This window comes from Pantoea septica (assembly GCF_002095575.1).
In the GTDB taxonomy this organism is placed as follows: domain Bacteria; phylum Pseudomonadota; class Gammaproteobacteria; order Enterobacterales; family Enterobacteriaceae; genus Pantoea; species Pantoea septica.
The window spans coordinates 1-21,683 of sequence record NZ_MLJJ01000006.1; the positions used below are offsets into that span (position 1 = coordinate 1).

General features: G+C 58.8%; 19 protein-coding genes and 1 pseudogene. 9 read left to right on the plus strand and 11 right to left on the minus strand.

Annotated elements, in window-relative coordinates:
• A partial coding sequence (locus HA46_RS04380) for an EAL domain-containing protein (protein ID WP_143807581.1) occupies positions 1–1,390 on the plus strand: 1,390 nt, incomplete at its 5' end.
• 284 nt (positions 1,391–1,674) lie between these two features.
• Here the strand turns inward: HA46_RS04380 and HA46_RS04385 are convergent.
• Positions 1,675–3,243, minus strand: coding sequence for a TerC family protein (locus HA46_RS04385; protein WP_084882291.1), 1,569 nt, complete (start codon positions 3,241–3,243; stop codon positions 1,675–1,677).
• Positions 3,244–3,749: 506 nt separating this feature from the next.
• Here HA46_RS04385 and manX point away from each other — a divergent pair.
• The 4 genes from manX (at position 3,750) to HA46_RS04405 (ending at position 6,968) form a co-directional block, all read left to right on the plus strand.
• On the plus strand, positions 3,750–4,718 hold the full coding sequence (gene manX, locus HA46_RS04390) for a PTS mannose transporter subunit IIAB (protein WP_033791238.1): 969 nt from the start codon (positions 3,750–3,752) through the stop codon (positions 4,716–4,718).
• A 60-nt stretch (positions 4,719–4,778) separates the two neighbouring features.
• A complete protein-coding gene (locus HA46_RS04395; RefSeq protein ID WP_033791404.1) occupies positions 4,779–5,579 on the plus strand; it encodes a PTS mannose/fructose/sorbose transporter subunit IIC in 801 nt (266 codons plus the stop codon).
• A 15-nt stretch (positions 5,580–5,594) separates the two neighbouring features.
• On the plus strand, positions 5,595–6,440 hold the full coding sequence (locus HA46_RS04400; protein WP_084882292.1) for a PTS mannose transporter subunit IID: 846 nt from the start codon (positions 5,595–5,597) through the stop codon (positions 6,438–6,440).
• 69 nt (positions 6,441–6,509) lie between these two features.
• Positions 6,510–6,968 (plus strand): DUF986 family protein, encoded by a 459-nt coding sequence (locus HA46_RS04405; RefSeq protein WP_084882293.1) that lies wholly within the window; start codon positions 6,510–6,512, stop codon positions 6,966–6,968.
• On the opposite strand, the gene rlmA is transcribed toward HA46_RS04405, so the two are convergent.
• The 5 genes and pseudogenes from rlmA to HA46_RS04425 all read right to left on the minus strand — a co-directional run bounded on the left by rlmA (position 6,965) and on the right by HA46_RS04425 (position 10,092).
• Entirely contained in the window at positions 6,965–7,762 is a 798-nt protein-coding gene (rlmA, locus tag HA46_RS04410; protein WP_084882294.1) for a 23S rRNA (guanine(745)-N(1))-methyltransferase, read from the minus strand. The genes HA46_RS04405 and rlmA overlap by 4 nt on opposite strands.
• Before the next feature lie 138 nt (positions 7,763–7,900).
• On the minus strand, positions 7,901–8,110 hold the full coding sequence (cspE, locus tag HA46_RS04415; protein ID WP_003852684.1) for a transcription antiterminator/RNA stability regulator CspE: 210 nt from the start codon (positions 8,108–8,110) through the stop codon (positions 7,901–7,903).
• 21 nt (positions 8,111–8,131) lie between these two features.
• A pseudogene (locus HA46_RS20690) lies at positions 8,132–8,265 on the minus strand (DUF2627 domain-containing protein).
• Positions 8,266–8,787: 522 nt separating this feature from the next.
• Entirely contained in the window at positions 8,788–9,798 is a 1,011-nt protein-coding gene (locus HA46_RS04420) for an MBL fold metallo-hydrolase (protein ID WP_084882295.1), read from the minus strand.
• Positions 9,799–9,825: 27 nt separating this feature from the next.
• A complete protein-coding gene (locus tag HA46_RS04425) occupies positions 9,826–10,092 on the minus strand; it encodes a YebO family protein (RefSeq protein WP_033791243.1) in 267 nt (88 codons plus the stop codon).
• Between the two features lie 209 nt (positions 10,093–10,301).
• Here HA46_RS04425 and HA46_RS04430 point away from each other — a divergent pair, with 209 nt between their 5' ends.
• Complete coding sequence (locus tag HA46_RS04430) at positions 10,302–10,538, plus strand: YobH family protein (RefSeq protein WP_033746584.1); 237 nt, start codon at positions 10,302–10,304, stop codon at positions 10,536–10,538.
• A gap of 72 nt (positions 10,539–10,610) precedes the next feature.
• On the opposite strand, the gene kdgR is transcribed toward HA46_RS04430, so the two are convergent.
• On the minus strand, positions 10,611–11,402 hold the full coding sequence (kdgR, locus tag HA46_RS04435) for a DNA-binding transcriptional regulator KdgR (protein ID WP_033791244.1): 792 nt from the start codon (positions 11,400–11,402) through the stop codon (positions 10,611–10,613).
• Positions 11,403–11,581: 179 nt separating this feature from the next.
• On the opposite strand from kdgR, the gene HA46_RS04440 reads away from it, so the two are divergent.
• Positions 11,582–12,961, plus strand: coding sequence for an MFS transporter (locus tag HA46_RS04440; RefSeq protein WP_033791245.1), 1,380 nt, complete (start codon positions 11,582–11,584; stop codon positions 12,959–12,961).
• A gap of 51 nt (positions 12,962–13,012) precedes the next feature.
• Here the strand turns inward: HA46_RS04440 and htpX are convergent, their stop codons facing one another.
• From htpX to HA46_RS04460, 4 genes are all read right to left on the minus strand, one after another.
• A complete protein-coding gene (htpX, locus tag HA46_RS04445) occupies positions 13,013–13,894 on the minus strand; it encodes a protease HtpX (protein ID WP_033746579.1) in 882 nt (293 codons plus the stop codon).
• Between the two features lie 219 nt (positions 13,895–14,113).
• Positions 14,114–16,159 carry a carboxy terminal-processing peptidase gene (prc, locus tag HA46_RS04450; protein ID WP_033791246.1) on the minus strand — a complete coding sequence of 682 codons (2,046 nt, stop codon included), beginning with the start codon at positions 16,157–16,159 and terminating at the stop codon, positions 14,114–14,116.
• Positions 16,160–16,178: 19 nt separating this feature from the next.
• Positions 16,179–16,865, minus strand: a complete 687-nt coding sequence (gene proQ, locus HA46_RS04455) for an RNA chaperone ProQ (protein WP_084882296.1) — start codon at positions 16,863–16,865, stop codon at positions 16,179–16,181.
• A gap of 96 nt (positions 16,866–16,961) precedes the next feature.
• Positions 16,962–17,462 carry a GAF domain-containing protein gene (locus HA46_RS04460; protein WP_033791247.1) on the minus strand — a complete coding sequence of 167 codons (501 nt, stop codon included), beginning with the start codon at positions 17,460–17,462 and terminating at the stop codon, positions 16,962–16,964.
• Positions 17,463–17,695: 233 nt separating this feature from the next.
• Between HA46_RS04460 and yebS the strand changes: the two genes are divergently transcribed.
• Both yebS and HA46_RS04470 read left to right on the plus strand, forming a co-directional pair.
• Positions 17,696–18,940 (plus strand): membrane integrity lipid transport subunit YebS, encoded by a 1,245-nt coding sequence (yebS, locus tag HA46_RS04465; protein ID WP_033791248.1) that lies wholly within the window; start codon positions 17,696–17,698, stop codon positions 18,938–18,940.
• Positions 18,909–21,545: a PqiB family protein gene (locus HA46_RS04470; RefSeq protein WP_033791249.1), complete on the plus strand. Its 2,637-nt coding sequence runs from the start codon at positions 18,909–18,911 to the stop codon at positions 21,543–21,545. Before yebS ends, HA46_RS04470 begins: the two co-directional genes overlap by 32 nt.
• Positions 21,546–21,683: the final 138 nt, after the last annotated feature.

Here is a 21,683-nt window from a genome sequence, read left to right on the forward strand (position 1 = left end):
CCGCATGTTTTCGCCGCTCGACGTTTCGGCGAACAATACGCTGGGGCTGGTCGGCGTGCCCTGCCAGGATGTGCGCTTTCCGCTTATTGAGAAAATTTCCGCGCTGCAGACCGTACGCGCCATTCTGCTGGTGGAAAACGACACCATCTACTGCTCCAGCATCTACGGCCCGCGCGCCATTCCTTTTAGCCAGACCTATCCCGAGCTGGCGATTAATAATCAGCGCATGATGCTGACCACCGACAACTACCTGCTTAAGGGCTCACCGATCCTGCTGCTGTGGACGCCTAAGTCCCTCGATAACCGCTCCGGCATTTTGCAGGCGATCAATATCGAGCTGATGAGCACCTATCTGCTGGAGCCGCAGCTTCCCTGGGTAGAGCGCGCCATCTTCAGCGTCGGCGGCGAGAGTCTGGAGTACGGCAATCCGCTGATTGAGCCGGCGATGCCATCAGAAGATGAGGTCAGCTACGATCAGGGTTCCCTGCGCTATCCTTTCGCCATTACGCTCTACGGTCCTTCGCCGGCACGCCTGGCGATGATGTCGCTGCCGTCGCAGCTGCCGCTGGCGCTGCTGCTGAGCCTGCTGATCGGCTATATCGTCTGGCTGGCGACGGCGAATCGCATGAGCCTGAGCTGGCAGATCAGCTACGGCATTACCGCGAATGAATTTATGGTCTACTGCCAGCCGCTGATTAACGCCCAGAGCGGCGAGTGCGACGGCATCGAGCTGCTGCTGCGCTGGCATAACGCGCGTCAGGGCTGGATCCCGCCGGACGTGTTTATTCCGCTGGCCGAGCGGCAGAATCTTATCGCGCCGCTAACGCGCTTCGTGATCGATAAAGCGGTGGCGCAGCTGCCGAATCTGCCGCGCTGTCCGTCGTTTCATATCGCCATTAACGTGGCCGCCAGCCACTTTCGCGATCGCGCCATCGTCGACGATCTGCAACAGCTGTGGTGGCCGGCGAATCCGCTGCCGAAGCTGGTGGTGGAGCTGACGGAACGCGACGCATTGCCGGTGGTGGATCAGAAGGTGATTTCGCAGCTGCACAGCATCGGCGTACGCCTGGCCATCGACGACTTTGGCACCGGACACAGCTCGCTCTCCTATCTGAAGGATTTGCAGCCGGACGTGCTGAAGATCGACAAGATTTTCACCGCGGCGATCGGCACCGATGCCATTAACGCCACGGTGACCGATATGGTGATTTCGCTGGCGCAGCGGTTGAATATCAGCCTGGTGGCCGAGGGGGTCGAAACCGCCGAGCAGGCCGCCTATCTGCGCGAGCGCGGCGTCGATCTGCTGCAGGGTTATTACTACGCGCGGCCGATGCCGATTGAGGATTTTCCCGCCTGGCTGACGCAGCATCAGGCGCAGCTGAGCCCGTAAAAAACGGCGCATATGCGCCGTTTAGCTTGCCTGTAAGAGCGGATGCCTGCGTGGATGAGAGGGCCCGATCGCAAAGTCGCTTTACGCATCCTTGCTCGCTCGGCCCGCAGATACGCACCTCTTCCCTGAGGTGCGCCCGTAAACGGGCCAACGCACCGCGTTGTTCAAAAACGCTCCCGGCGTTTTTGTCCCTGTTGCGGGACGCTTTGCTCTTCGGCCCCTCTCACCCACGCGTTGAACAGCATCATCGTCTGTTCGATAAACTCGCTACAGATTTAGATTGATTACGGCGCCTCTTCCTCATCCTCGTGCGGCTTATCTTTGGTGACGCGCACCAGATCGACGCGGTAGTCGGTCGCCTGAAGGATAGTAAAGTGCAGCGGCGGCAAATCGATCACCTCGCCCGGCAGCGGCAGCTGGCCTTTCTGACCAATCAGCAGACCCGCCAGCGAGGCGTGATCTTCATCCGGGTTAACCAGGTCGTTGACGTCGAACAGCTGCTGAAGCGAATGCAGGTCGGTGCCGCCTTTAACAATCCAGCCGTCGCCGTCGGCGATAATGTCCGGCGTTTCATCCTCGTCGGGGAATTCGCCGGCGATCGCTTCCAGCACGTCCAGCGGGGTTATCAGACCCTGCACGACGCCGAACTCGTTGGTGACGATAACGAAACTGCCTTTGGCGCGGCGCAGCACGCCCAGCAGATTAATCGGGTCCAGCGTTTCCGGCACGACGATAGCAGGTGACGCGGCGGCAAAGGTTGCCACATCCATCCCGTGTTCGATCGCCACCAGCAGCTCTTTGGCGCGCACCACGCCGATAATTTCATCCAGCTCGCCGCGGCACACCGGGAACAAACTGTGTGGCGTGTCGAGCAGCTGAATACGGATCTCGTCCATTGGACGCTCGGCGTCAACCCAGGAGATTTCGCCGCGCGGCGTCATTATGCTGCGGATAGAGCGCGACGCCAGCGTCAGCACGCCGTTGATCATATAGCGCTCTTCATCCTTAAAGGCCTCCTGCGGCATCGCCTGCGTCAGAGGCGACTCTTCGTTAACCGCAGGCTGGGCCGGACGCTGACGGCCGCCCATCAGGCGCAAAATCGCCTCGGCGGTGCGCTCGCGCATGGGGCGATGCGCCTGATGGCGCATAAAGTTGCGGCGCGCAATCTGGTTAAACAGCTCGATCAGAATAGAGAAGCCGATCGCCGCGTAGAGATACCCTTTCGGGATATGGAAGCCGAAACCTTCCGCCACCAGCGACAGGCCGATCATCAGCAGGAAGCTCAGGCAGAGCACCACCACGGTAGGATGCGCGTTGACGAAGTTGGTGAGCGGCTTCGAGGCCAGCAGCATTACGCCCATGGCGATCACTACCGCCGTCATCATAATCGGCAGATGGTTCACCATGCCGACTGCCGTGATCACCGCATCCAGCGAGAAGACCGCGTCCAGCACCACAATCTGCGTCACCACCGCCCAGAAGCTGGCGTAGCTGCGGTTCCCCTGATGCTCAAGCTGACGGTTCTCCAGCCGCTCATGCAGCTCCATCGTCGCTTTGAACAAGAGAAAGACCCCGCCCACCAGCAGAATCAAATCACGTCCTGCAAAGCTAAACTCGCCTACGCTAAATAACGGGCGCGTCAGCGTGACCATCCAGGAGATCAGCGACAGCAGGCCCAGACGCATCACCAGCGCCAGCGACAGGCCGATCAGACGCGCCTTATCGCGCTGCTTCGGCGGCAGCTTGTCGGCAAGAATGGCGATAAACACCAGGTTATCAATACCAAGCACGATTTCCAGTACGACAAGCGTGAGCAAACCGGCCCAGATTGAGGGGTCGAAGAGAAATTCCATCATTGACTCCTGAACGAGAGACAGACTGAACGATATCGTGCCAGCGTCGTGTGGTGACGTGACAGAAAGACAATCGGGTGAACTGCAGGTACGCCGTCAGGCGTGAAGGAAAGCGCGGATGCGCGCATCAAAGTGGTTAAGCGACGTCGGTGACGATCCATAAAGGTGGGCTGAAACCCGTTACTCCTGAGTAATAAACAGATCGTTAATGTAACAGGCCAGTAATTTACGTCAAAAAATTTTCTTTCATTTACAAATGATTCAGCGGTGATTCGCAGAAAAACATGGTTTAAGGCGAGTTCAGCCGTCTGATTACTGACGACCGTCACATAAATTATTTTTTCGCGCACTAAAATAAATCGCGACTCACCGACTCATTCAGGACGCCCGGAGAATGATGCATTAATTCAGATATTTTGACTACGTTTGTCGCCAGATAACCGTAGCGATAACTCATAACGATTCGTCGACTCCAGACGAATTTCTTTAGCGAACGGAGGTAGCAAGTGACCATTGCGATAGTAATTGGTACACACGGCTGGGCAGCCGAGCAACTGCTGAAAACCGCAGAGATGCTGTTAGGCGAACAGGAGAACGTCGGATGGATCGACTTTGTGCCCGGCGAAAATGCAGAAACGCTTATTGAAAAATATCAGGCGCAGCTGGCAAAGCTGGATACGTCGAAAGGGGCGCTGTTTTTAGTGGATACCTGGGGCGGAAGTCCCTTCAACGCCGCCAGCCGCGTGGTGCTGGATAAAGAAAATTACGATGTCATCGCCGGCGTCAATATTCCGATGCTGGTGGAAACGCTGATGGCGCGCGACGACGATCCCAGCTTTGCCGAACTGGTTGGCATCGCGGTAGAAACGGGTCGCGAAGGCGTTAAGGCGCAGAAAACCGAGCTTGCCGCGCCGCCTGCCCCAGCCGCCGCCCCTGCCGCTAAAGCGCCGCCTGCCCCAGCGCAGCCGCTGGCACCGGGCGAACATATGAAAATCGGGCTGGCGCGCATCGACGACCGCCTGATCCACGGTCAGGTGGCGACGCGCTGGACCAAAGAGACCAATGTCTCGCGCATTATCGTGGTTAGCGACGAAGTCGCAAAAGATCACGTCCGCAAAACCTTGCTGACGCAGGTGGCGCCGCCCGGCGTGACCGCGCACGTGGTGGACGTCGACAAGATGGTGCGCGTCTGGAATAACCCGAAATATGGTCGCGACCGCGTGATGCTGCTGTTTACTAATCCCACCGACGTGCTGCGCGTGGTCGAGCAAGGCGTGGAGATTAAGTCGGTCAATATCGGCGGCATGGCGTTTCGCCAGGGTAAAACTCAGGTCAATAACGCCGTCTCGGTCGATGACAAAGATATCGCCGCGTTCCGTAAGCTCAATGAACGCAATATCGAGCTGGAAGTCCGTAAGGTCTCCAGCGATCAAAAACTGAAAATGATGGACCTGATTGCGAAGGTCAATGCGTAAAACGCCGCCAGCTGCGCCTGCGGGCCAGTTAACGCTATCCTCCTGAGGAGAAGGGATATGATGGAAATAACCTCGCTACAAATCATCCTGATATTTGTCGTGGCCTGTATTGCGGGTATGGGTTCGATTCTGGATGAGTTTCAGTTTCACCGTCCGCTGGTGGCCTGTACCCTGATTGGGGCGGTGCTCGGCGATATGAAAACCGGCATTATCATCGGCGGCACGCTGGAGATGATCGCGCTGGGCTGGATGAACATCGGCGCCGCCGTGGCGCCCGATGCGGCTCTCGCCTCAATTATCTCCACCATTCTGGTTATCGCCGGCGGTCAGAGCGTCGGCGCGGGCATTGCGCTGGCGATTCCGCTGGCAGCGGCGGGCCAGGTGCTGACGATTATCGTGCGCACCATCACCGTGGCCTTCCAGCACGCGGCCGATAAGGCGGCGGAGAAAGGCAACCTGACGGCGATTTCGTGGATCCACGTTTCGGCGCTGGTGTTGCAGGCAATGCGTATCGCCATTCCGGCGCTGATCGTGGCGATTTCCGTCGGCACCAGCGCGGTTCACTCCCTGCTTAGCTCGATCCCTGAAGTGGTCACCAACGGCCTGAACATCGCCGGCGGCATGATCGTGGTGGTCGGTTACGCGATGGTCATCAATATGATGCGCGCAGGCTATCTGATGCCCTTCTTCTACCTCGGCTTCGTCACCGCGGCCTTCACCAGCTTCAACCTGGTCGCGCTGGGCGTCATCGGCGTGGTCATGGCAGTGCTCTATATCCAGCTGGCGCCGAAATATAACCGCGTGGCGGGCGCGCCTGCGGCGGGTCCGGCAAACAACGATCTCGATAACGAACTTGACTAAGGAACAGGTGACAACATGGTAGATACAACTACAACGCAAAAGAAACTCACCCCAGGCGACATCCGCGGCGTGTTTTTGCGGTCGAACCTGTTCCAGGGGTCGTGGAACTTCGAGCGTATGCAGGCGCTGGGCTTCTGTTTCTCGATGGTGCCGGTGATCCGCCGCCTCTATCCGGAAAATAACGAGGCGCGCCGTCAGGCGATCAAGCGCCATCTGGAGTTCTTCAACACCCATCCTTACGTCGCCGCGCCGGTATTGGGCGTGACCATGGCAATGGAAGAGCAGCGCGCAAACGGCGCAGCCATCGACGACGCCGCCATCAACGGCATTAAAGTCGGCCTGATGGGCCCGCTGGCGGGCGTCGGCGACCCGATTTTCTGGGGCACCGTGCGACCGGTCTTCGCCGCGCTCGGCGCAGGCATCGCCATGAGCGGCAGCCTGCTGGGCCCGCTGCTTTTCTTCGTGCTGTTCAATCTGGCGCGTCTGCTGACCCGCTATTACGGCGTGGCGTACGGCTACCGCAAAGGGATCGATATCGTCAGCGACATGGGCGGCGGTTTCCTGCAGAAGCTCACGGAGGGGGCGTCGATTCTCGGCCTGTTTGTCATGGGCGCGCTGGTGAACAAGTGGACGCACGTTAATATTCCGCTGGTGGTGTCGCGCGTTACCGACCAGACCGGAAAGACGACCGTCACCACGGTTCAGACCATCCTCGATCAGCTGATGCCGGGGATCGTGCCGCTGCTGCTGACCTTCGCCTGTATGTGGCTGCTGCGCCGCAAGGTCAACGCGCTGTGGATTATCGTCGGCTTCTTCGTTATCGGGATTTTCGGCTACTGGATCGGCCTGCTTGGCCTGTAGTACTCTCGCCGGGCGCGCCGCGCCCGGCCTCTTCCCCGCTTTTCCGCCGTATCGCCTCAGGAGAATGTGATGACACTAACGGACGGCCTCATCGCGCTCTGCATCGCCGCGCTGCTGCTTTTTTCTCTCTACAACGACCTTATTCTGCCGCGCCGCAAAGGCCCGACGCGCCTGAGCGTGGCGCTGCGGCGCAGGCACAAGATCGACAGCCTGATATTTATCGGGCTGCTGGCGATTTTACTCTGGAATAATGTGACGCATCAGGGGCCGCAGCTCACCACCACTCTGCTGATGGTGCTCCTCTTTCTCGCCTTCTGGCTCTTCTGGCTGCGCCGCCCAGCGCTGCTGATGAAACGCGACGGGCTGTTTTATGGCGGCCTCTGGATAGCCTATGAACGCATCCAGAGCATTAATCTCTCCGAAGACGGCATTCTGGTGATGCAGCTGGAGCAGCGTCGCCTGCTGATTGCCGTGCAGCAGCTCGACGATCTGGAACGCATCTACCATACGCTGGTGGAGGCGCGCTAATCGCGCCGCCATAGCGTCAGACGGAAGTCGGCGTCGCATTCGAAGGTTTTCGACGCCTGCAGTTCACCCCACACCGACGGCTTCGCGCGCCAGGCGAAAGGCGTCATCTGCAGCAGCGTGGCCGCCGCGTCGCCGCTCAGGTGCATCGCGTAGCGCAGCGACTGCTGGCTCTCTTCGCTAAAGCCGCTGTAGCACTTCTCTTCGGGCGCATGGAGCTGCACTTCGCGATAGATCAGCGCCTTGAACTGTTGCAGATGATGCGCCCCGGGCGTAACGGTCAGCAGCACGCCGCCAGGCCTGACGACTCGCGTCAGCTCCGCCTCGTTGCAGGGCGCGTAGATACGCACGACGCCATCCAGCGAAGCGTCGGCGAAGGGCAGACGCTGGCTAGAAGCGACGCAGAACTGCACGTCAGGGTAGCGCTTCGCCGCCAGACGAATGGCGTTTTTGGCGATATCCAGCCCGTATACCTTGCCGCCCAGCGCGCTGAGCGCGGAGGTGTAATAGCCTTCTCCGCAGCCGATGTCGAGCAGCGCGCCCGCGTCCTGCAGCTTTTCGCGCAGCAGCGCCACCACGCCGTCGCGCAGCGGCTGATAGTAGCCCGCCTGCAGAAACTCGCGCCGCGCCTGCATCATCTCCGGGCTGTCGCCAGGCTCGCGCGAGCCTTTATGCTGAACGGGCAGCAAATTGAGGTAGCCCTCTTTCGCCTGGTCGAACTGATGGCGGTTTTCACAGCGCCAGCTGCGGTTTTCAGGCTGCAAAGGGAGATGACAGAGGGGGCAAATCAGCAACATACGAACTCCATTAACAAGAGCGCCGCAGTGTACTCTGTTCGCTGGCGTATCGAAAGCGCAAAGAAAAAGCCCCGGCCAGATGGCCAGGGCTTTACAGGATTCGTTTTCAGTGGTGCATGGCACCGAGCTGGCACGAAATCAGATAGCGGTTACGTTGACTGCAGCCGGGCCTTTCTGGCCGTCCTGAATTTCGAACTCAACGCTTTGGCCTTCAGCCAGGGTTTTAAAACCGTTGCCCTGGATAGCGGAGAAGTGTACGAACACGTCTTTGCTACCGTCAGCAGGAGTAATAAAACCAAAACCTTTAGACTCGTTGAACCACTTAACCTGACCTTTAATCTTTGCCATTTTGCAAATTCCTTAGAGTGTTTATTTTGCCCGAAGGCAGACCTACAGAGAAACCAGAGACGTTACTGAATGAGGCACTAATAAGGTTCGGCAAGGAAGCGGTATTCAACGTCAACGTTTTTACTCGTAACTTCTTTACTGAAGATGCCATACATAAACAGAACTGTACCTCGTTTGACCCAAGAATTGTTATCACATATCCGCAAATTAATGGCAAGGCATTTTTAATCGACCGTGGACGCGTCGCACAAAATTTGCAAAGCAGCGACTCGCTTTGTTCATTTTGGTACATAACTCATCCAGAGGTAGCTGAAAAAGCGCTATCCATCAACCCGCCGAAGATGCGAATAACTTTAGCGGACAACCGCGTCTTCGTCCAACCTTGTTCACCGTAACGGATTAATTTACGGATAGATTATTGCAGTATTATGGCATTCGTTCTTCTTAAGCGAAACCGTAAAACTAAAATGCGCCGCCTTTTTCGTCTTTAACGATAGCGGGCTCTCATTTTTGCTGGCGCAGATAATAAATGCTTTTGCACCAAAATCAGGAAAATAAAAATGAGCGCTGCCCCAATAAAAAGCAGAGCACCACTTATTTCTTATTACCATTTATTCTTTGATCCTGAATAATTCTTCTCTTGAACCCAATACCCGCATGGGGATAAACGTCGTTATTTAGGAATTTTCCTGGTTTATATTTTCCAGGCTGCGGCTCTCCCCTATTCTCCACGGTGCAAAGCGGCCATTATCCTCTCCGCTGCGCTGAATGGCGCGCAGTAATTCCGCCGGAGGCTCATCCAGCGATTCGTCAGCCAGTTCAAAGACGCCCCAGTGGATCGGCAGGGCCAGCGGCTCACCCGTTAGCCGCCATAATGAAACCGCCTGATCGGGATCCATATGGCTGCTCTGCATGAACCATTTCGGTGCATAGGCGCCGACCGGCAACGCTGCCAGATTAAAAGGACCGAGCCGTCGCGGGATTTCCGCCAGATGCTCAGAAAAACCGCTGTCGCCGGAAAACCAGAAATTAAGCGTCTTGCTGCGCACGACCCAGCCACACCAGAGCGAGCGGTTGCGATCGTAGGGCGTGCGCATGCTCCAGTGACGCGCCGGCACGGCGGTCAGAGTAAGATCCTCTTCCTGACGGCTCTGCCACCAGTCGAGCTGGCGCACGTGGCGCGCGCCGCGCCGTTTAAACCAGCCTTCCAGCCCCAGCGGCATCAGAAAGGTGGCCTCAGGGAAACGGCGGAGAATGCGCCTGATGGTGGCAGAGTCGAGATGATCGTAGTGATTGTGGGATATCAGCACGTAGTCGAGGCGCGGCAGATCCTGAATGCGCAGCGGCGGCGGGGTTTTGCGTTTCGGTCCGGCAAAGGGCAGCGGCGAGGCGCGCGTCGAGAGCGCCGGATCGATCAGCAGATAGCGCTGATTAAGGCGCAGCAACATCGCCGCGTGGCCTAACCACCAGACGCGATCGTCCTCCCCAGCGAGATCGGCGGGCTGCCACCAGCGCATTCTGAACTGGTCATAGCCCGCCTGCGGGGGCAATGGCAGTCCTGCCGCCTTGCGCTCTTTGCGCCAGCGATCAAGATCGCCAGGCTGGCGCGGATCCGGCTCGGGATTGCGGAAGCCTTCAGGCGTATGGTGCGCTTTGCTGGCGTCGTACCAGGGATTTTGCCAGGGCATTTCGCCTCCTTGCCAGATTCAGGAACCTTAGCGTTCCGGGATCATGCGGATAAATTCGCGCGGCTCTTCCGTCTCCGGCTTTTCCTGCTCCACGCGCTGACTTTCCACCAGGCGCCGTAGCAGCGCATTCTGTTTTTTCTGCTCTTCCAGCAGCTGGCTCAGCAGCTGGATCTGTTCGCTGGCGCGCACGCTGGCCCGGTTAACGAAAAACCAGGCAATAAACGCCACAATGATAGTGACCGCCAGTACGCCATAGCTAAACAGCGGATCGGTGGTTGCGCCTAATTCGTTCATAACTGCCTCAAAAACGGAAAAATATCGATGACGCCGATTCTACCTGCTGCGCGCGCAGCTGACCAGGCTATGCGCCTTAATGCAGAATTGCCTGACGCCTCGCTTTCAGCAATCTCCGATCGCTTCGGCAGACAAAGCGAGGCAAGCTGTTAATATTACGGGCGGCGGCGCAAGGTGGACAGCTGCCTTATGTATCACAAGGAGAAAAAATGAAACTCTTTATTCGGGCGATCGTTCTGCTCGCCGTTATCTGGGTCGCCATGCTGTTTACCGGCTATGGCGTGCTGACCGGCAGCGCTAAAAACGCAGCGGGTCTGGGCCTGCAGTGCAACTACCTTACCGCGCGCGGTCTGATTACCGCCCAGTATCTGCATACCGATAGCGGCGTTATCGGCGTAAGCGACTGCCCGCTGCTGAAAAAGAGCGGAGAGGTGATCGACAATTAAGCGGCACGCGGCCAGCTGAGCCGCGCTGACTATTCACTGGAAGATCAAGCGGGCGTTCGCCCGCTTTTTTTATCAGAAATCGTAGTGGTGATAGCCCATCTCGGCGGAGAGCGTGCGCGCCGCGCGGTGCAGCATGGCGACATAGTCGCTTTTCGCCTCTTCCGAGAAGCGGATCGTCGGGAAAGAGATGCTCAGACCGGCGATAACCACGCCGAAACGGTCGAAAACCGGCACGGCGATACAGCGCAGCCCTTCTTCCTGCTCCTCGTTATCTTCGCCGAAGCCCTGCGCCTTCACCTGATCGAGCACTTCGAGCAGCGCTTCGCGCGTGACGATGGTGTTGGCGGTGCTGCGCTTGAACTCCACCTCTTTCAGGATCTCGTTTACTTCGGCGCGGTCGCGCCATGCGAGCAGCACTTTGCCGATCGCCGTGGTGTGCAGCGGATTGCGCCGTCCAATGCGCGAATACATACGCAAATTATAAAGCGAGTCGATTTTATGGATGTAGACGATGCTGTCCTCTTCCAGCGCCCCAAGATGAATTGTCTCTTTGGTCAGTCGAGAAAGCTCGCGCATTTGCACATCTGCGCTGCGGATAAGATCGACATTCTGCAACGCCTTCGCGCCCAGTTCGAACAGTTTCAGCGTCAGAGAATATTTTTCGCTCTCGCCTTCCTGCGTCACATAACCCAGCGTCTTCATGGTCTGCAGGAAGCGGTAAACGGTGCTCTTCGACATCATCACGCGCTGCGCCAGTTCGGTAATGCCGTGATCGCGCTCTTCGCCCAGCGCCTGCAGGATGCCAAACACCTTCATAACGGAGGAAACGGCGTCGGGTTGTTTATCGTTTTCACTGGCGGCCATCGCGCATCCTTTTTTAAAATTGTTTTAATAAAATCGGAACAGATGACCAATATAGCGCGCCACTCCCCCACCTGTCACCGCACGACATAGCATAACCCCGCTTTTTGCGCTAAAGACGGTGCGTTTCAGCAGCAAATTCATTAGCATGATGATATTCACCCACTTCATTTTTTTACTCTATGTCCCCGACACCTTTTCAGGATGGCCTGCCCGCTCCACAGCGGTACGGCGCTATTTTTACTATTGCGCTGGGTATTATGATGGCGGTGCTGGATGGCGCTATCGCCAACGTGGCGCTGCCGACCATCGCGCGCGACCTGCACGCCAGCCCGGCGCAGTCGGTCTGGATCGTCAACGCCTATCAAATCGCTATCGTCGCCTCGCTGCTGTCGCTCTCTTTTCTCGGCGATATGCTGGGCTATCGCCGGGTCTATCAGGTCGGGCTCGGCCTGTTTATCCTGACCTCGGCCTTCTGCGCCCTCTCCTCGTCGCTTTCGATGCTGACGCTGGCGCGCGTGCTGCAGGGCTTTGGCGGCGCGGCGCTGATGAGCGTCAACACCGCGCTGATCCGCATTATCTATCCGCAGCGTCACCTGGGTCGCGGCATGGCGATCAACTCGCTGGTGGTTGCGGTCTCCAGCGCTGCCGGGCCGACGGTGGCGGCGGCAATCCTGTCGTTCGCCAGCTGGAAGTGGCTGTTCCTGATTAACGTGCCGCTGGGCGTGATTGCGCTGTGGCTGGCGCTACGCTTCCTGCCGGAGAACGCCCAGAAAGCGAAGGCGCAGAAATTCGACGTGCCGAGCGCGCTGATGAACGCGCTGTTTTTCGGCCTTCTCATCTATGCGCTGACCGGTTTCGCCCAGGGCGGCAACCGGGCGCTGGCGCTGGTTGAGGTGGCGGTGCTGGCGGTGCTCGGCTGGTTCTTCGTGCGTCGGCAGCAGCGTCTGACAGTGCCACTGCTGCCGGTGGATCTGCTGCGCATTCCGCTGTTCAGCCTCTCAATATGCACCTCTGTCTGCTCTTTCTGCGCTCAGATGCTGGCGATGGTATCGCTGCCTTTTTTCCTGCAGAACGTGCTGGGACGCGACGAGGTCGCAACCGGCCTGCTGCTGACGCCCTGGCCGCTGGCGACTATGGTGCTGGCGCCGATTGCCGGACGCCTGATTGAGCATATTCACGCCGGGCTGCTGGGGGGCATCGGCCTGGCGCTGTTCGCGGCGGGATTGTTTCTGCTGGCGCTGCTGCCTGCGCAGCCGCAGGACTGGGATATTATCTGGCGTATGGCGCTGTGCGGCGCAGGTTTCGGCCTGTTCCAGTCGCCGAATAACCACACCATTATCTCTTCCGCTCCGCGCAACCGCAGCGGCGGCGCCAGCGGCATGCTGGGCACCGCGCGTCTGTTGGGTCAGAGCAGCGGCGCAGCGCTAGTGGCGCTGATGTTCACCCTGTTCGATCAGGGCGGCACGCACGCTTCGCTGATCCTCGCCGGGTTCTTCTCCAGCGTCGCTGCGCTCTTCAGCCTGTCGCGACTGTCGCAAAAGCGTGCCGCGGCGCAGTGACGTCCATAAAAAAGGCGACTCCAGGGAGTCGCCTTTTTATTACATGAGCGGTTACTTCAGATACTGACCGCTGCGCAGCGCTTCGATACGCTTATCCAGCGGCGGGTGCGACATAAAGAGCTCGCTCAGCGACTTGTTTTTGCCGTTAATGCAGAACGCCATCATGCTGCTCGGCTCCTGCGGTTCGTAGCTGGTTTTCAGACGCTGCAGCGCGGCGATCATTTTCTCGCGCCCTACCAGCTTCGCAGAACCGGCATCGGCGTGAAATTCGCGGTGGCGCGAGAACCACATGGTGATGATGCTGGCCAGAATGCCGAACACCAGCTCCAGCACCGTCGCCACGGCAAAGTAGACCAGCGGATTGCCGTTGCTGCTCTCTTCGCCGTCACGGTTGCCGGAGAGGAAGCCCGACGCCACCTGCGCGATAATGCGCGAGATGAAGATCACGAAGGTGTTCACGATGCCCTGAATCAGCGTCATGGTCACCATGTCGCCGTTGGCGATATGCGCGATCTCGTGCGCCAGCACCGCTTCCGCTTCGTCGCGGCTCATGTTCTGCAACAGTCCGGTCGAGACGGCGACCAGCGAGGCGTCGCGGCGCGCGCCGGTGGCGAATGCGTTGATGTCGGGCGCGTGGTAGATAGCGACCTGCGGCATCGCGATGCCCGCCTGCTGCGCCTGACGCCCAACGGTCTGCATCAGCCAGCGCTCCGTTTCGTTCCGGGGTTGTTCAATCACCTCACCGCCGACCGAACGCAACGCCATCCACTTCGACATCAGCAGTGAAACAAACGCACCGCCAAAGCCAAACAGGCCTGCCATAATCATCAGGCCCTGAACACTGCTTGACTGGATCCCTGTAAGGCTGAGGATCAGCCCAAAGACCAACATCACAGCTAAGTTGGTCACCAGGAAAAGAGCAATACGCATCATAAAAGTTAATCTTCCTCAGTTGTTCATGCGCTGACTGCGCGGATCCTTATCCTAGGGTCATCGCAGCGCATTTCAAGCGACCTTAACCTTTAAGTGCCTAAAAAGACATAACTTTACATTTAGTCACGCTTTCGCCGCATGGCCGGGTTTGCGCGGGTCGTTCCCTGTTTCCAGGCAAAAAAAAAGCACCGCTACGCGGTGCTTTTCACTACCCTGCGCTTACTGCGCGGCGGGGGTCGACGAGGCGGGCTGGGACTTATCCAGCTGCGCCAGGTCGTTGGCGATTCTTACCGTCTCGTCGAGATAAGGATCGGGCTCTTTATAATCTTTCGGCAGATCGTCCAGGCTCTTCAGCGGCTTTTTGCCTTCCGCCTGATAGCGCGCGTTAATCCTCTCCAGACGCAGCGCATCCTCTTCATGGTTCTCTTTTTCGCGCTGGGCGAGATTGAGCGACACGATATTGCGCTTGTCCTTCATCGCATTGAAGCGGGCGATATCTTTCATGATGTACTGGAACTCGCGATCCTCGGCGATACGCGCTTCGTGCTGTTTGGTCAGCTGCGCCACCAGCGGCTTGACGTCGCCGGTTTTGGTGTAGGTCGCCGCGTTGATGCTGTCCCACGGCAGCGCGTTATCTTCAAACTTCTCGCCGGTTTCCGCCGCTTCCACGCCGGTCGGCATCAGCAGATCCGGCGTGACGCCTTTACGCTGGGTGCTGCCGCCGTTGATGCGGTAGAACTTCTGGATGGTGTACTGCACGGAACCGAGCGCAGGCCACTCCGGACGCAGCATCTGATCGTAGATGCGGTTCAGCGAGCGATACTGCTGCACGGTGCCTTTTCCGAAGGTCGGTTCGCCGACGATCAGCGCACGACCGTAGTCCTGCATCGCCGCCGCGAAGATTTCCGACGCCGAGGCGCTGAAGCGGTCCACCAGCACCACCAGCGGGCCTTTGTAGTAGACGACGCCGTCGTTGTCGCTGTCTTCACGCACGCGGCCGTTGTTGTCGCGCACCTGCACCACCGGACCGCTGGGGATAAACAGACCGGAAAGCGAAACCGCTTCGGTGAGCGCGCCGCCGCCGTTGGTGCGCAGATCGATCACCACGCTGTCGACGTTCTGCTTCTGCAGTTTCTGCAGCTGCACCTTCACGTCGTCGGTCAGACCGACATAGAAGCCCGGAATATCCAGCACGCCGACTTTCTGTTTGCCGACGTTGTGCACGCTCATCTTCACCGCGCGATCTTCAAGGCGGATCTTCTCGCGCGTCAGGGTCACGGTGCGGGTTTTGGTGCCCTTGCCTGCAGGCAGCACTTCAAGACGCACTTTGCTGCCTTTCGGCCCCTTGATTTTTGCTACCACGTCGTCGAGACGCCAGCCGATCACATCTTCCATCGGCTTGCCCGGCTGACCGACGCCGACGATGCGGTCGCCGACGCTGATCGCTTTGCTCTTCGCCGCAGGACCGCCCGCGACCATCGAGTTGATCACCGTGTAGTCGTCATCCATTTGCAGCACCGCGCCGATGCCTTCCAGCGACAGGCTCATTTCGGTGTTGAACTGTTCGGTATTGCGCGGCGACAAATAGTTGGTGTGCGGATCGATTTCGTGCGCGAAGGCGTTCATCGCCAGCTGGAACACATCTTCGCTGTTGCTCTGCGCCAGGCGGCGAATAGCGAAGTTATAGCGTTTGGTCAGCACATCGCGAATTTCTTTTTCATCTTTGCCAGTCAGCTTCAGGCTGAGCTGGTCATACTTTACCTTGGCATCCCATAACGCGTTCAGCTCCGCCTGATCTTTCGGCCAGGGCGCTTTAGCGCGATCGATATCGATGGTGTCGTTGCCGGTAAAGTTCATCGGGCGCTTCAGCACGTCGAGCGCGTACTGATAGCGCTCGAAGCGGCGTTTCTGCGCCAGATTATAGAGATCGTAGAAGACATCCAGCTTGCCGCTGCGCAGCTCGTCGCCGAGCGTGCTTTTCTTGTCGGCGAACTGCGCCACGTCCGAAGCCAGCAACACGTTGTGGTTGTAGTCGAGCATGTTCAGGTAGCGGTCGAAAATCTTCGCCGAAAAGGCCTGATCGAGATCGAACTGGCGATAGTGAGAGCGGGTAAAGCGCGAGGTCACTCGTTCACTGACGGTAGGATCCTGCGGATCTTCGTGAAGCTGGGGGATCTGATCGACGCGGGTAATATTCTCGGCGCCAAATGAAGGGCCTGCCAGTAGCAGGCCCGCAATCATACCGATTTTTAACAGGGTGTTCATGCCGGGGTCAGCCTCCGTTTCAGAACTGCAAGTGTTCTGCGCGCACAATCATTGCCATGCCGGAAGCGAGCTGTACCCGAACGCCGTCTTTTGACACTTCGAGAACGGTGGCGTCCATCGCACTTTTGCCTGCTTTGACTTTGATATTCTGGCCAGGTTGCAAAGTTGAGGTATCGGTGATGGGTTTCGCCTGCGCTGCAGGGCGCTGAGCCGGTTTGCGATCCTGAGCGGCCGGACGCGGCGACTGAGGACGCGCTTTACGCGGCGCTTCGCCTTCGGCTGGCTTGCGTGCGGCCGGACGACGCGGACGACGGGGTTCTGCGCCCTCTTCGCCTGCTTCGCGCTTCGCGGCTTTCTGCTGCTCGCGCTGCGCCTGAACGCGCGCTTTCGCCTCTTCCAGCTGCTGACGCGCATGCTGCACGTGCTGCTCGTCCAGCACGCCGCAGGCGTTGCCGTCGAGATCGACGCGCGTCGCGCCGGCTTTGATGCCGTAGAGATAACGCCAGCTGGAGGTATAGAGACGCAGCGCCGAACGCAGCTGAGTCTTGCTCAGACCCATTTCGCCCTGAACGCGCTCGACCAGATCCTGAAAGATGCCGATTTTGAGCGGACGCGCCTCACCTTCGGCGCTAAAGCAGTTTGGAAAACGTTCCGCCAGAAAGGCGATCACTTCTTTACTGCTATTCAACTTAGGTTGATTTTCCATGAAATTTCCTGATTACAACGGATTTGCCGACCAGAGCAGGCATGAACAGGCGACATTATAATGACAACATCGCCAAATACCATGCGATCCAGTCGATTAGCTACGCGTCAGCTGCAAAAATTTTTCGATATCGCTGTCCGCCAGCACGTCGCAAAGCCCATCAGTCAGTGCAACCAGCCCTGTCTCATCCTCGCTGTCGAAGCGATTGAACACCGTGCTGTCGATATCCAGAACGCCTACCAGCGCGCCGTTTACTTTCAGAGGAATCACGATCTCGGCGTTGCTGGCGGCGTCGCAGGCGATATGGCCGGGAAAGGCGTGCACGTCGTCGACGCGCTGCACTTTATCCTGCGCTACCGCCGTGCCGCAGACGCCTTTGCCTACCGGGATGCGCACGCAGGCGATTTTGCCCTGGAAAGGCCCCAGCACCAGCGTGTCGGCTTCCGTCAGCAGGTAGAAGCCCGCCCAGTTGACGCCCTCAAGGCGTTCATACAGCAGCGCGCTGAAATTGCCCAGCGCGGCGAGAAACGATCTCTCCCCCGCAAGCAACGCGCGCATGTCGCGATTCAAGTCATCGTAAAAGGCAGTTTTGTTCATTCTTTAACCATTAACATTAACAACAGAGCGGCTTTAATTAACCGCCCGTTAAAATAAGCACTAAATATCCACCGCCACAAGGTGAATCATAGCGTTAGTTGCTATAACCTTAGATTTTTGTGGATCGAAACGTGGGCCCCTTGCGGGGATGCCGGAAACGTAAAAACGTTTTTTTGCCCCACGACCGCATCCGGTCACAGCGACAAATATCTGGGCGAAACCTGCATCACCCTATGAAAATTCACGCTATCAGCCAGCCATTGCCCCACGCACGTTATCAGCGTTGTCCGCAATGCGATACCCTTTTTTCCTTACCGGATGTGAAATCGCATCAGTCTGCCTATTGTCCACGCTGCCATGCGCAAATTATCAGCGGGCGCGACTGGTCGATGACGCGGCTGACGGTCATGGCCGCGATGATTATGGTGCTGATGCCTTTCGCCTTTACCCTGCCGCTGGTGGATATCCGCCTGCTCGGCATGCGCATTAACGCCAGCCTGCTAGGCGGCGTAATCCAGATGGCGGAACAGGGGAACGTGCTGACGGCCTCGATGGTGGCGTTCTGCACCATCGGCGCGCCGGTCGCGCTGGTGGCCGGCATCGGCTATCTGACCCTCGGCCATCGTCTGGGGATGAACCTGCGTCCGGTATTGCTGATGCTGGAGAAAGTGAAAGAGTGGGTGATGCTCGACATCTACCTGGTGGGTATCGCGGTGGCGTCGATTAAAGTGCAGGACTACGCCTCGCTGGAGGTCGGCTACGGGCTGGCCGCCTACCTGACGCTGACGCTGCTGAGCCTGCTGACCCTGATCCACCTTAACGTCGAGCAGCTGTGGGAACATTTCTATCCGCAGAAGCAGAATACGATCGCACGCGACAGGCTGCAGGTCTGCCTCAACTGCCACAATACCGGTGAGCCGGACGCGCGCGGCCGCTGCCCGCGCTGCCATACGCCGCTCGACTTCCGGCGTCGCCACAGCCTGCAAAAATCCTGGGCGGCGCTGATCGCCTCGATCGTGCTGCTGATCCCCGCCAACCTGTTGCCGATCTCTGTGGTCTACCTGAACGGTTCGCGGCGCGAGGACACCATCTTTTCCGGCATCCTCGGCCTGGCCTCCGGCAATATTCCGGTCGCGGCGGTGGTGTTTATCGCCAGTATCCTGGTGCCTTTCACCAAAGTGCTGGTGATGCTGACGCTGTTGCTCAGCATTCACTTCCGCTGCGAACAGGGACTGAAAACCCGCATTCGCCTGCTGCGGGTCGTCACCTGGGTAGGCCGCTGGTCCATGCTGGACCTCTTTGTGATTTCATTAACCATGTCGCTGGTCAATCGCGATCAGCTGCTGGCTTTTACCATGGGACCCGCCGCGTTTTACTTCGGCGCGGCGGTGATCCTGACCATTATGGCCGTTGAGTGGCTCGACAGCCGCCTGCTTTGGGATGCACATGCAACAGGAAACGCCGACTACATCGACTAACGCGACGCTGCGCAGCAAACGTAAGGTTTCTCCATTCTGGCTTCTGCCGATCATCGCCATGCTGATCGCCGGCTGGCTGCTCTGGACCAACTATGAAGAGCGCGGCACGGTGATCACCATTAACTTCCAGTCGGCGGACGGCATCGTGCCGGGCCGCACGCCTATTCGCTATCAGGGCGTGGAGGTCGGCACCGTGCAGGGCATCAATCTGAGCGACGACTACCGCACCATCCAGATTAAGGCGAGCATCAAGAGCGACATGAAAGAGGCGCTGCGCGAAAATACCCAGTTCTGGCTGGTGACGCCGAAAGCGTCGCTGGCGGGCGTCTCGGGCCTCGACGCGCTGGTGGGCGGCAACTATATCGGCATGATGCCGGGCAGCGGCAAGCCGCGCGAAAACTTCGTCGCGCAGGATACCCAGCCGAAGTATCGCGTGAACACCGGCGAGCTGCTGGTCCATCTGCACGCGCCCGATCTCGGCGCGCTCAACTCAGGATCGCTGGTTTACTACCGCAAGATCCCGGTGGGCCGCGTCTATGACTACAGCATCAACAGCAAGACGGATGGCGTCACCATCGACGTGCTGATCGAACGCCGCTTCAATAATCTGGTCAAGACCAACAGCCGCTTCTGGAACGTGTCAGGGCTGAGCGCCGACGTCAGCCTGAGCGGCGCGAAGGTGGAACTGGAGAGCCTGGCGGCGCTGGTCAACGGCGCTATCGCCTTTGACTCGCCGGAAGATTCGCCGCAGGCGAAAACTGACCAGAACTACAAACTCTACCCCGATCTGGCGCGCAGCCAGCGCGGCGTGGTGGTCACGCTCGATCTGCCCGACGGCAACAACCTGAAAGCGGGCCGCACGCCGCTGATCTATCAGGGGCTGGAGGTCGGCAGCCTGACCAAACTTAACCTGCTGAACGGCGGCAAAGTCACGGGCGAGCTGACCCTCGACCCGTCCGTGGTGAGCCTGATGCGCAGCGGCACGCGCATTGAGATGCGCAGTCCGAAAGTGAGCCTTACCGATACCAACCTCAGCAGCCTGCTGACCGGCAATACGCTGGAGCTGGTGCCGGGCGACGGCGAGCCGCAAAGCCACTTTACCGTGCTGCCCGCCAACGAGTCGCTGCTGCAGAAGCCCGACGTGCTGACGGTGAAGCTCAGCGCGCCGGAGAGTTACGGCATCGACGCCGGTCAGCCGGTAATGCTGCACGGCATGAAGATAGGCCAGGTGATTTCGCGCGAGCTGAATGAGAAAGGCATTCAGTTCGTGGCGGCGATTGAGCCGGCCTATCGCAACCTGGTGCACGGCGACAGCAAGTTTATCGTCAACAGCCGACTCGACGTGAAGTTCGGTCTCGACGGCATGAAGGTACTGGGCGCCAGCGCGCGCGAATGGGTCGACGGCGGCATCCGCCTGGAGCCCGGCAAGCAGGGCGAGGTGAAATCCGCCTATCCGCTGTTTGCCGACGCCGAAAAGGCGGAGGAAGGCATTGTCGGCAATCGCCCTTCGACAACGCTAACGCTAACCGCCAACAGCCTGCCGGACGTGCAGGCCGGTTCGGTGGTGCTTTATCGCAAATATGAAGTGGGCGAAATCGTCGACGTCACGCCGCGCGCCAGCGCCTTCGATATTGCCGTGCATATCAAGCCGGAGTATCGCAAGCTGTTGACCAGCGAGAGCGTGTTCTGGGCGGAAGGCGGCGCCCGCGTCCAGCTTAACGGCAGCGGCCTGACCGTCCAGGCGTCGCCGCTGAACCGCGCGCTGCGCGGTGCCATCAGCTTCGATAATATGAGCGGCGCGGCGAACGCCAGGGGCAGCAAGCGCACGCTCTATCCATCCGAGACGGCTGCGCGTGCGGTCGGCAGCCAGATTACGCTGCATACCTATGACGCCAGCAAGCTGTCGGAAGGCATGCCGATTCGCTATCTGGGCATCAATATCGGCCAGGTCGAGTCGCTGTCGCTCAGCCAGGATAACAACCAGGTGGTAGCGAAGGCGGTGCTCTATCCAGAGTATGTGCAGGACTTCGCGCGCAGCGGCAGTCACTTCTCGGTGGTATCGCCTGAAATCTCTCCGGCTGGCGTCAACCATCTGGAAACGCTGCTGCAGCCTTACGTCAACGTCGATCCCGGCAAGGGGCGTCCGGCGCGGATTTTTGAGCTGCAGGAGAGCACCATTACCGATTCCCGCTACCTGAACGGGCTGACGATTTATGTCGATGCCGCCGAGGCGGGCTCGCTCTCTGTCGGCACGCCGGTGCTGTTCCGCGGCGTCGAGGTGGGCACCGTCACCGGGACCTCGCTGGGCAATATGGCGGATCGCGTGCAGATTGCGCTGCGCATCAGCAAGAAGTATCAGCATCTGGTGCGCAACAACTCGGTGTTCTGGCTGGCGTCAGGCTATAACCTCGACTTCGGACTGATCGGCGGCGTGGTGAAAACCGGCACCTTCCAGCAGTTTATTCGCGGCGGGATTCAGTTCGCTACCCCGCCGACGGTGCCGCTGGCGCCGCAGGCGGGCGCGGACAAGCACTTCCTGCTGCAGGATGAAGCGCCGAAAAACTGGCGCAGCTGGGGGACGGCGATCCCTGAGCCGCAGCCCTGATCTCGTCAGCCGTCTGAAAACCCTTTCAGACGGCTGAAATATCAAAGCGTGGGCGTTACCGACCGACGCGCGAAGCGTCCCGCATTCATTTTCGTGCTACACTGCCGCCCTGTTTTTGACCTCAATGCCTATCTGGAA

Coding starts and splice junctions, on each gene's coding strand:
- HA46_RS04460 (WP_033791247.1), bottom strand. CDS start 17,462: ATGAACAAAACTGCCTTTTACGATGACTTGAATCGCGACATGCGCGCG.
- proQ (WP_084882296.1), bottom strand. CDS start 16,865: ATGGAAAATCAACCTAAGTTGAATAGCAGTAAAGAAGTGATCGCCTTT.
- HA46_RS04405 (WP_084882293.1), top strand. CDS start 6,510: ATGACACTAACGGACGGCCTCATCGCGCTCTGCATCGCCGCGCTGCTG.
- HA46_RS04470 (WP_033791249.1), top strand. CDS start 18,909: ATGCAACAGGAAACGCCGACTACATCGACTAACGCGACGCTGCGCAGC.
- prc (WP_033791246.1), bottom strand. CDS start 16,159: ATGAACACCCTGTTAAAAATCGGTATGATTGCGGGCCTGCTACTGGCA.
- HA46_RS04430 (WP_033746584.1), top strand. CDS start 10,302: ATGAAACTCTTTATTCGGGCGATCGTTCTGCTCGCCGTTATCTGGGTC.
- cspE (WP_003852684.1), bottom strand. CDS start 8,110: ATGGCAAAGATTAAAGGTCAGGTTAAGTGGTTCAACGAGTCTAAAGGT.
- rlmA (WP_084882294.1), bottom strand. CDS start 7,762: ATGTTGCTGATTTGCCCCCTCTGTCATCTCCCTTTGCAGCCTGAAAAC.
- yebS (WP_033791248.1), top strand. CDS start 17,696: ATGAAAATTCACGCTATCAGCCAGCCATTGCCCCACGCACGTTATCAG.
- HA46_RS04395 (WP_033791404.1), top strand. CDS start 4,779: ATGGAAATAACCTCGCTACAAATCATCCTGATATTTGTCGTGGCCTGT.
- HA46_RS04400 (WP_084882292.1), top strand. CDS start 5,595: ATGGTAGATACAACTACAACGCAAAAGAAACTCACCCCAGGCGACATC.
- HA46_RS04425 (WP_033791243.1), bottom strand. CDS start 10,092: ATGAACGAATTAGGCGCAACCACCGATCCGCTGTTTAGCTATGGCGTA.
- HA46_RS04385 (WP_084882291.1), bottom strand. CDS start 3,243: ATGGAATTTCTCTTCGACCCCTCAATCTGGGCCGGTTTGCTCACGCTT.
- HA46_RS04440 (WP_033791245.1), top strand. CDS start 11,582: ATGTCCCCGACACCTTTTCAGGATGGCCTGCCCGCTCCACAGCGGTAC.
- kdgR (WP_033791244.1), bottom strand. CDS start 11,402: ATGGCCGCCAGTGAAAACGATAAACAACCCGACGCCGTTTCCTCCGTT.
- HA46_RS04420 (WP_084882295.1), bottom strand. CDS start 9,798: ATGCCCTGGCAAAATCCCTGGTACGACGCCAGCAAAGCGCACCATACG.
- htpX (WP_033746579.1), bottom strand. CDS start 13,894: ATGATGCGTATTGCTCTTTTCCTGGTGACCAACTTAGCTGTGATGTTG.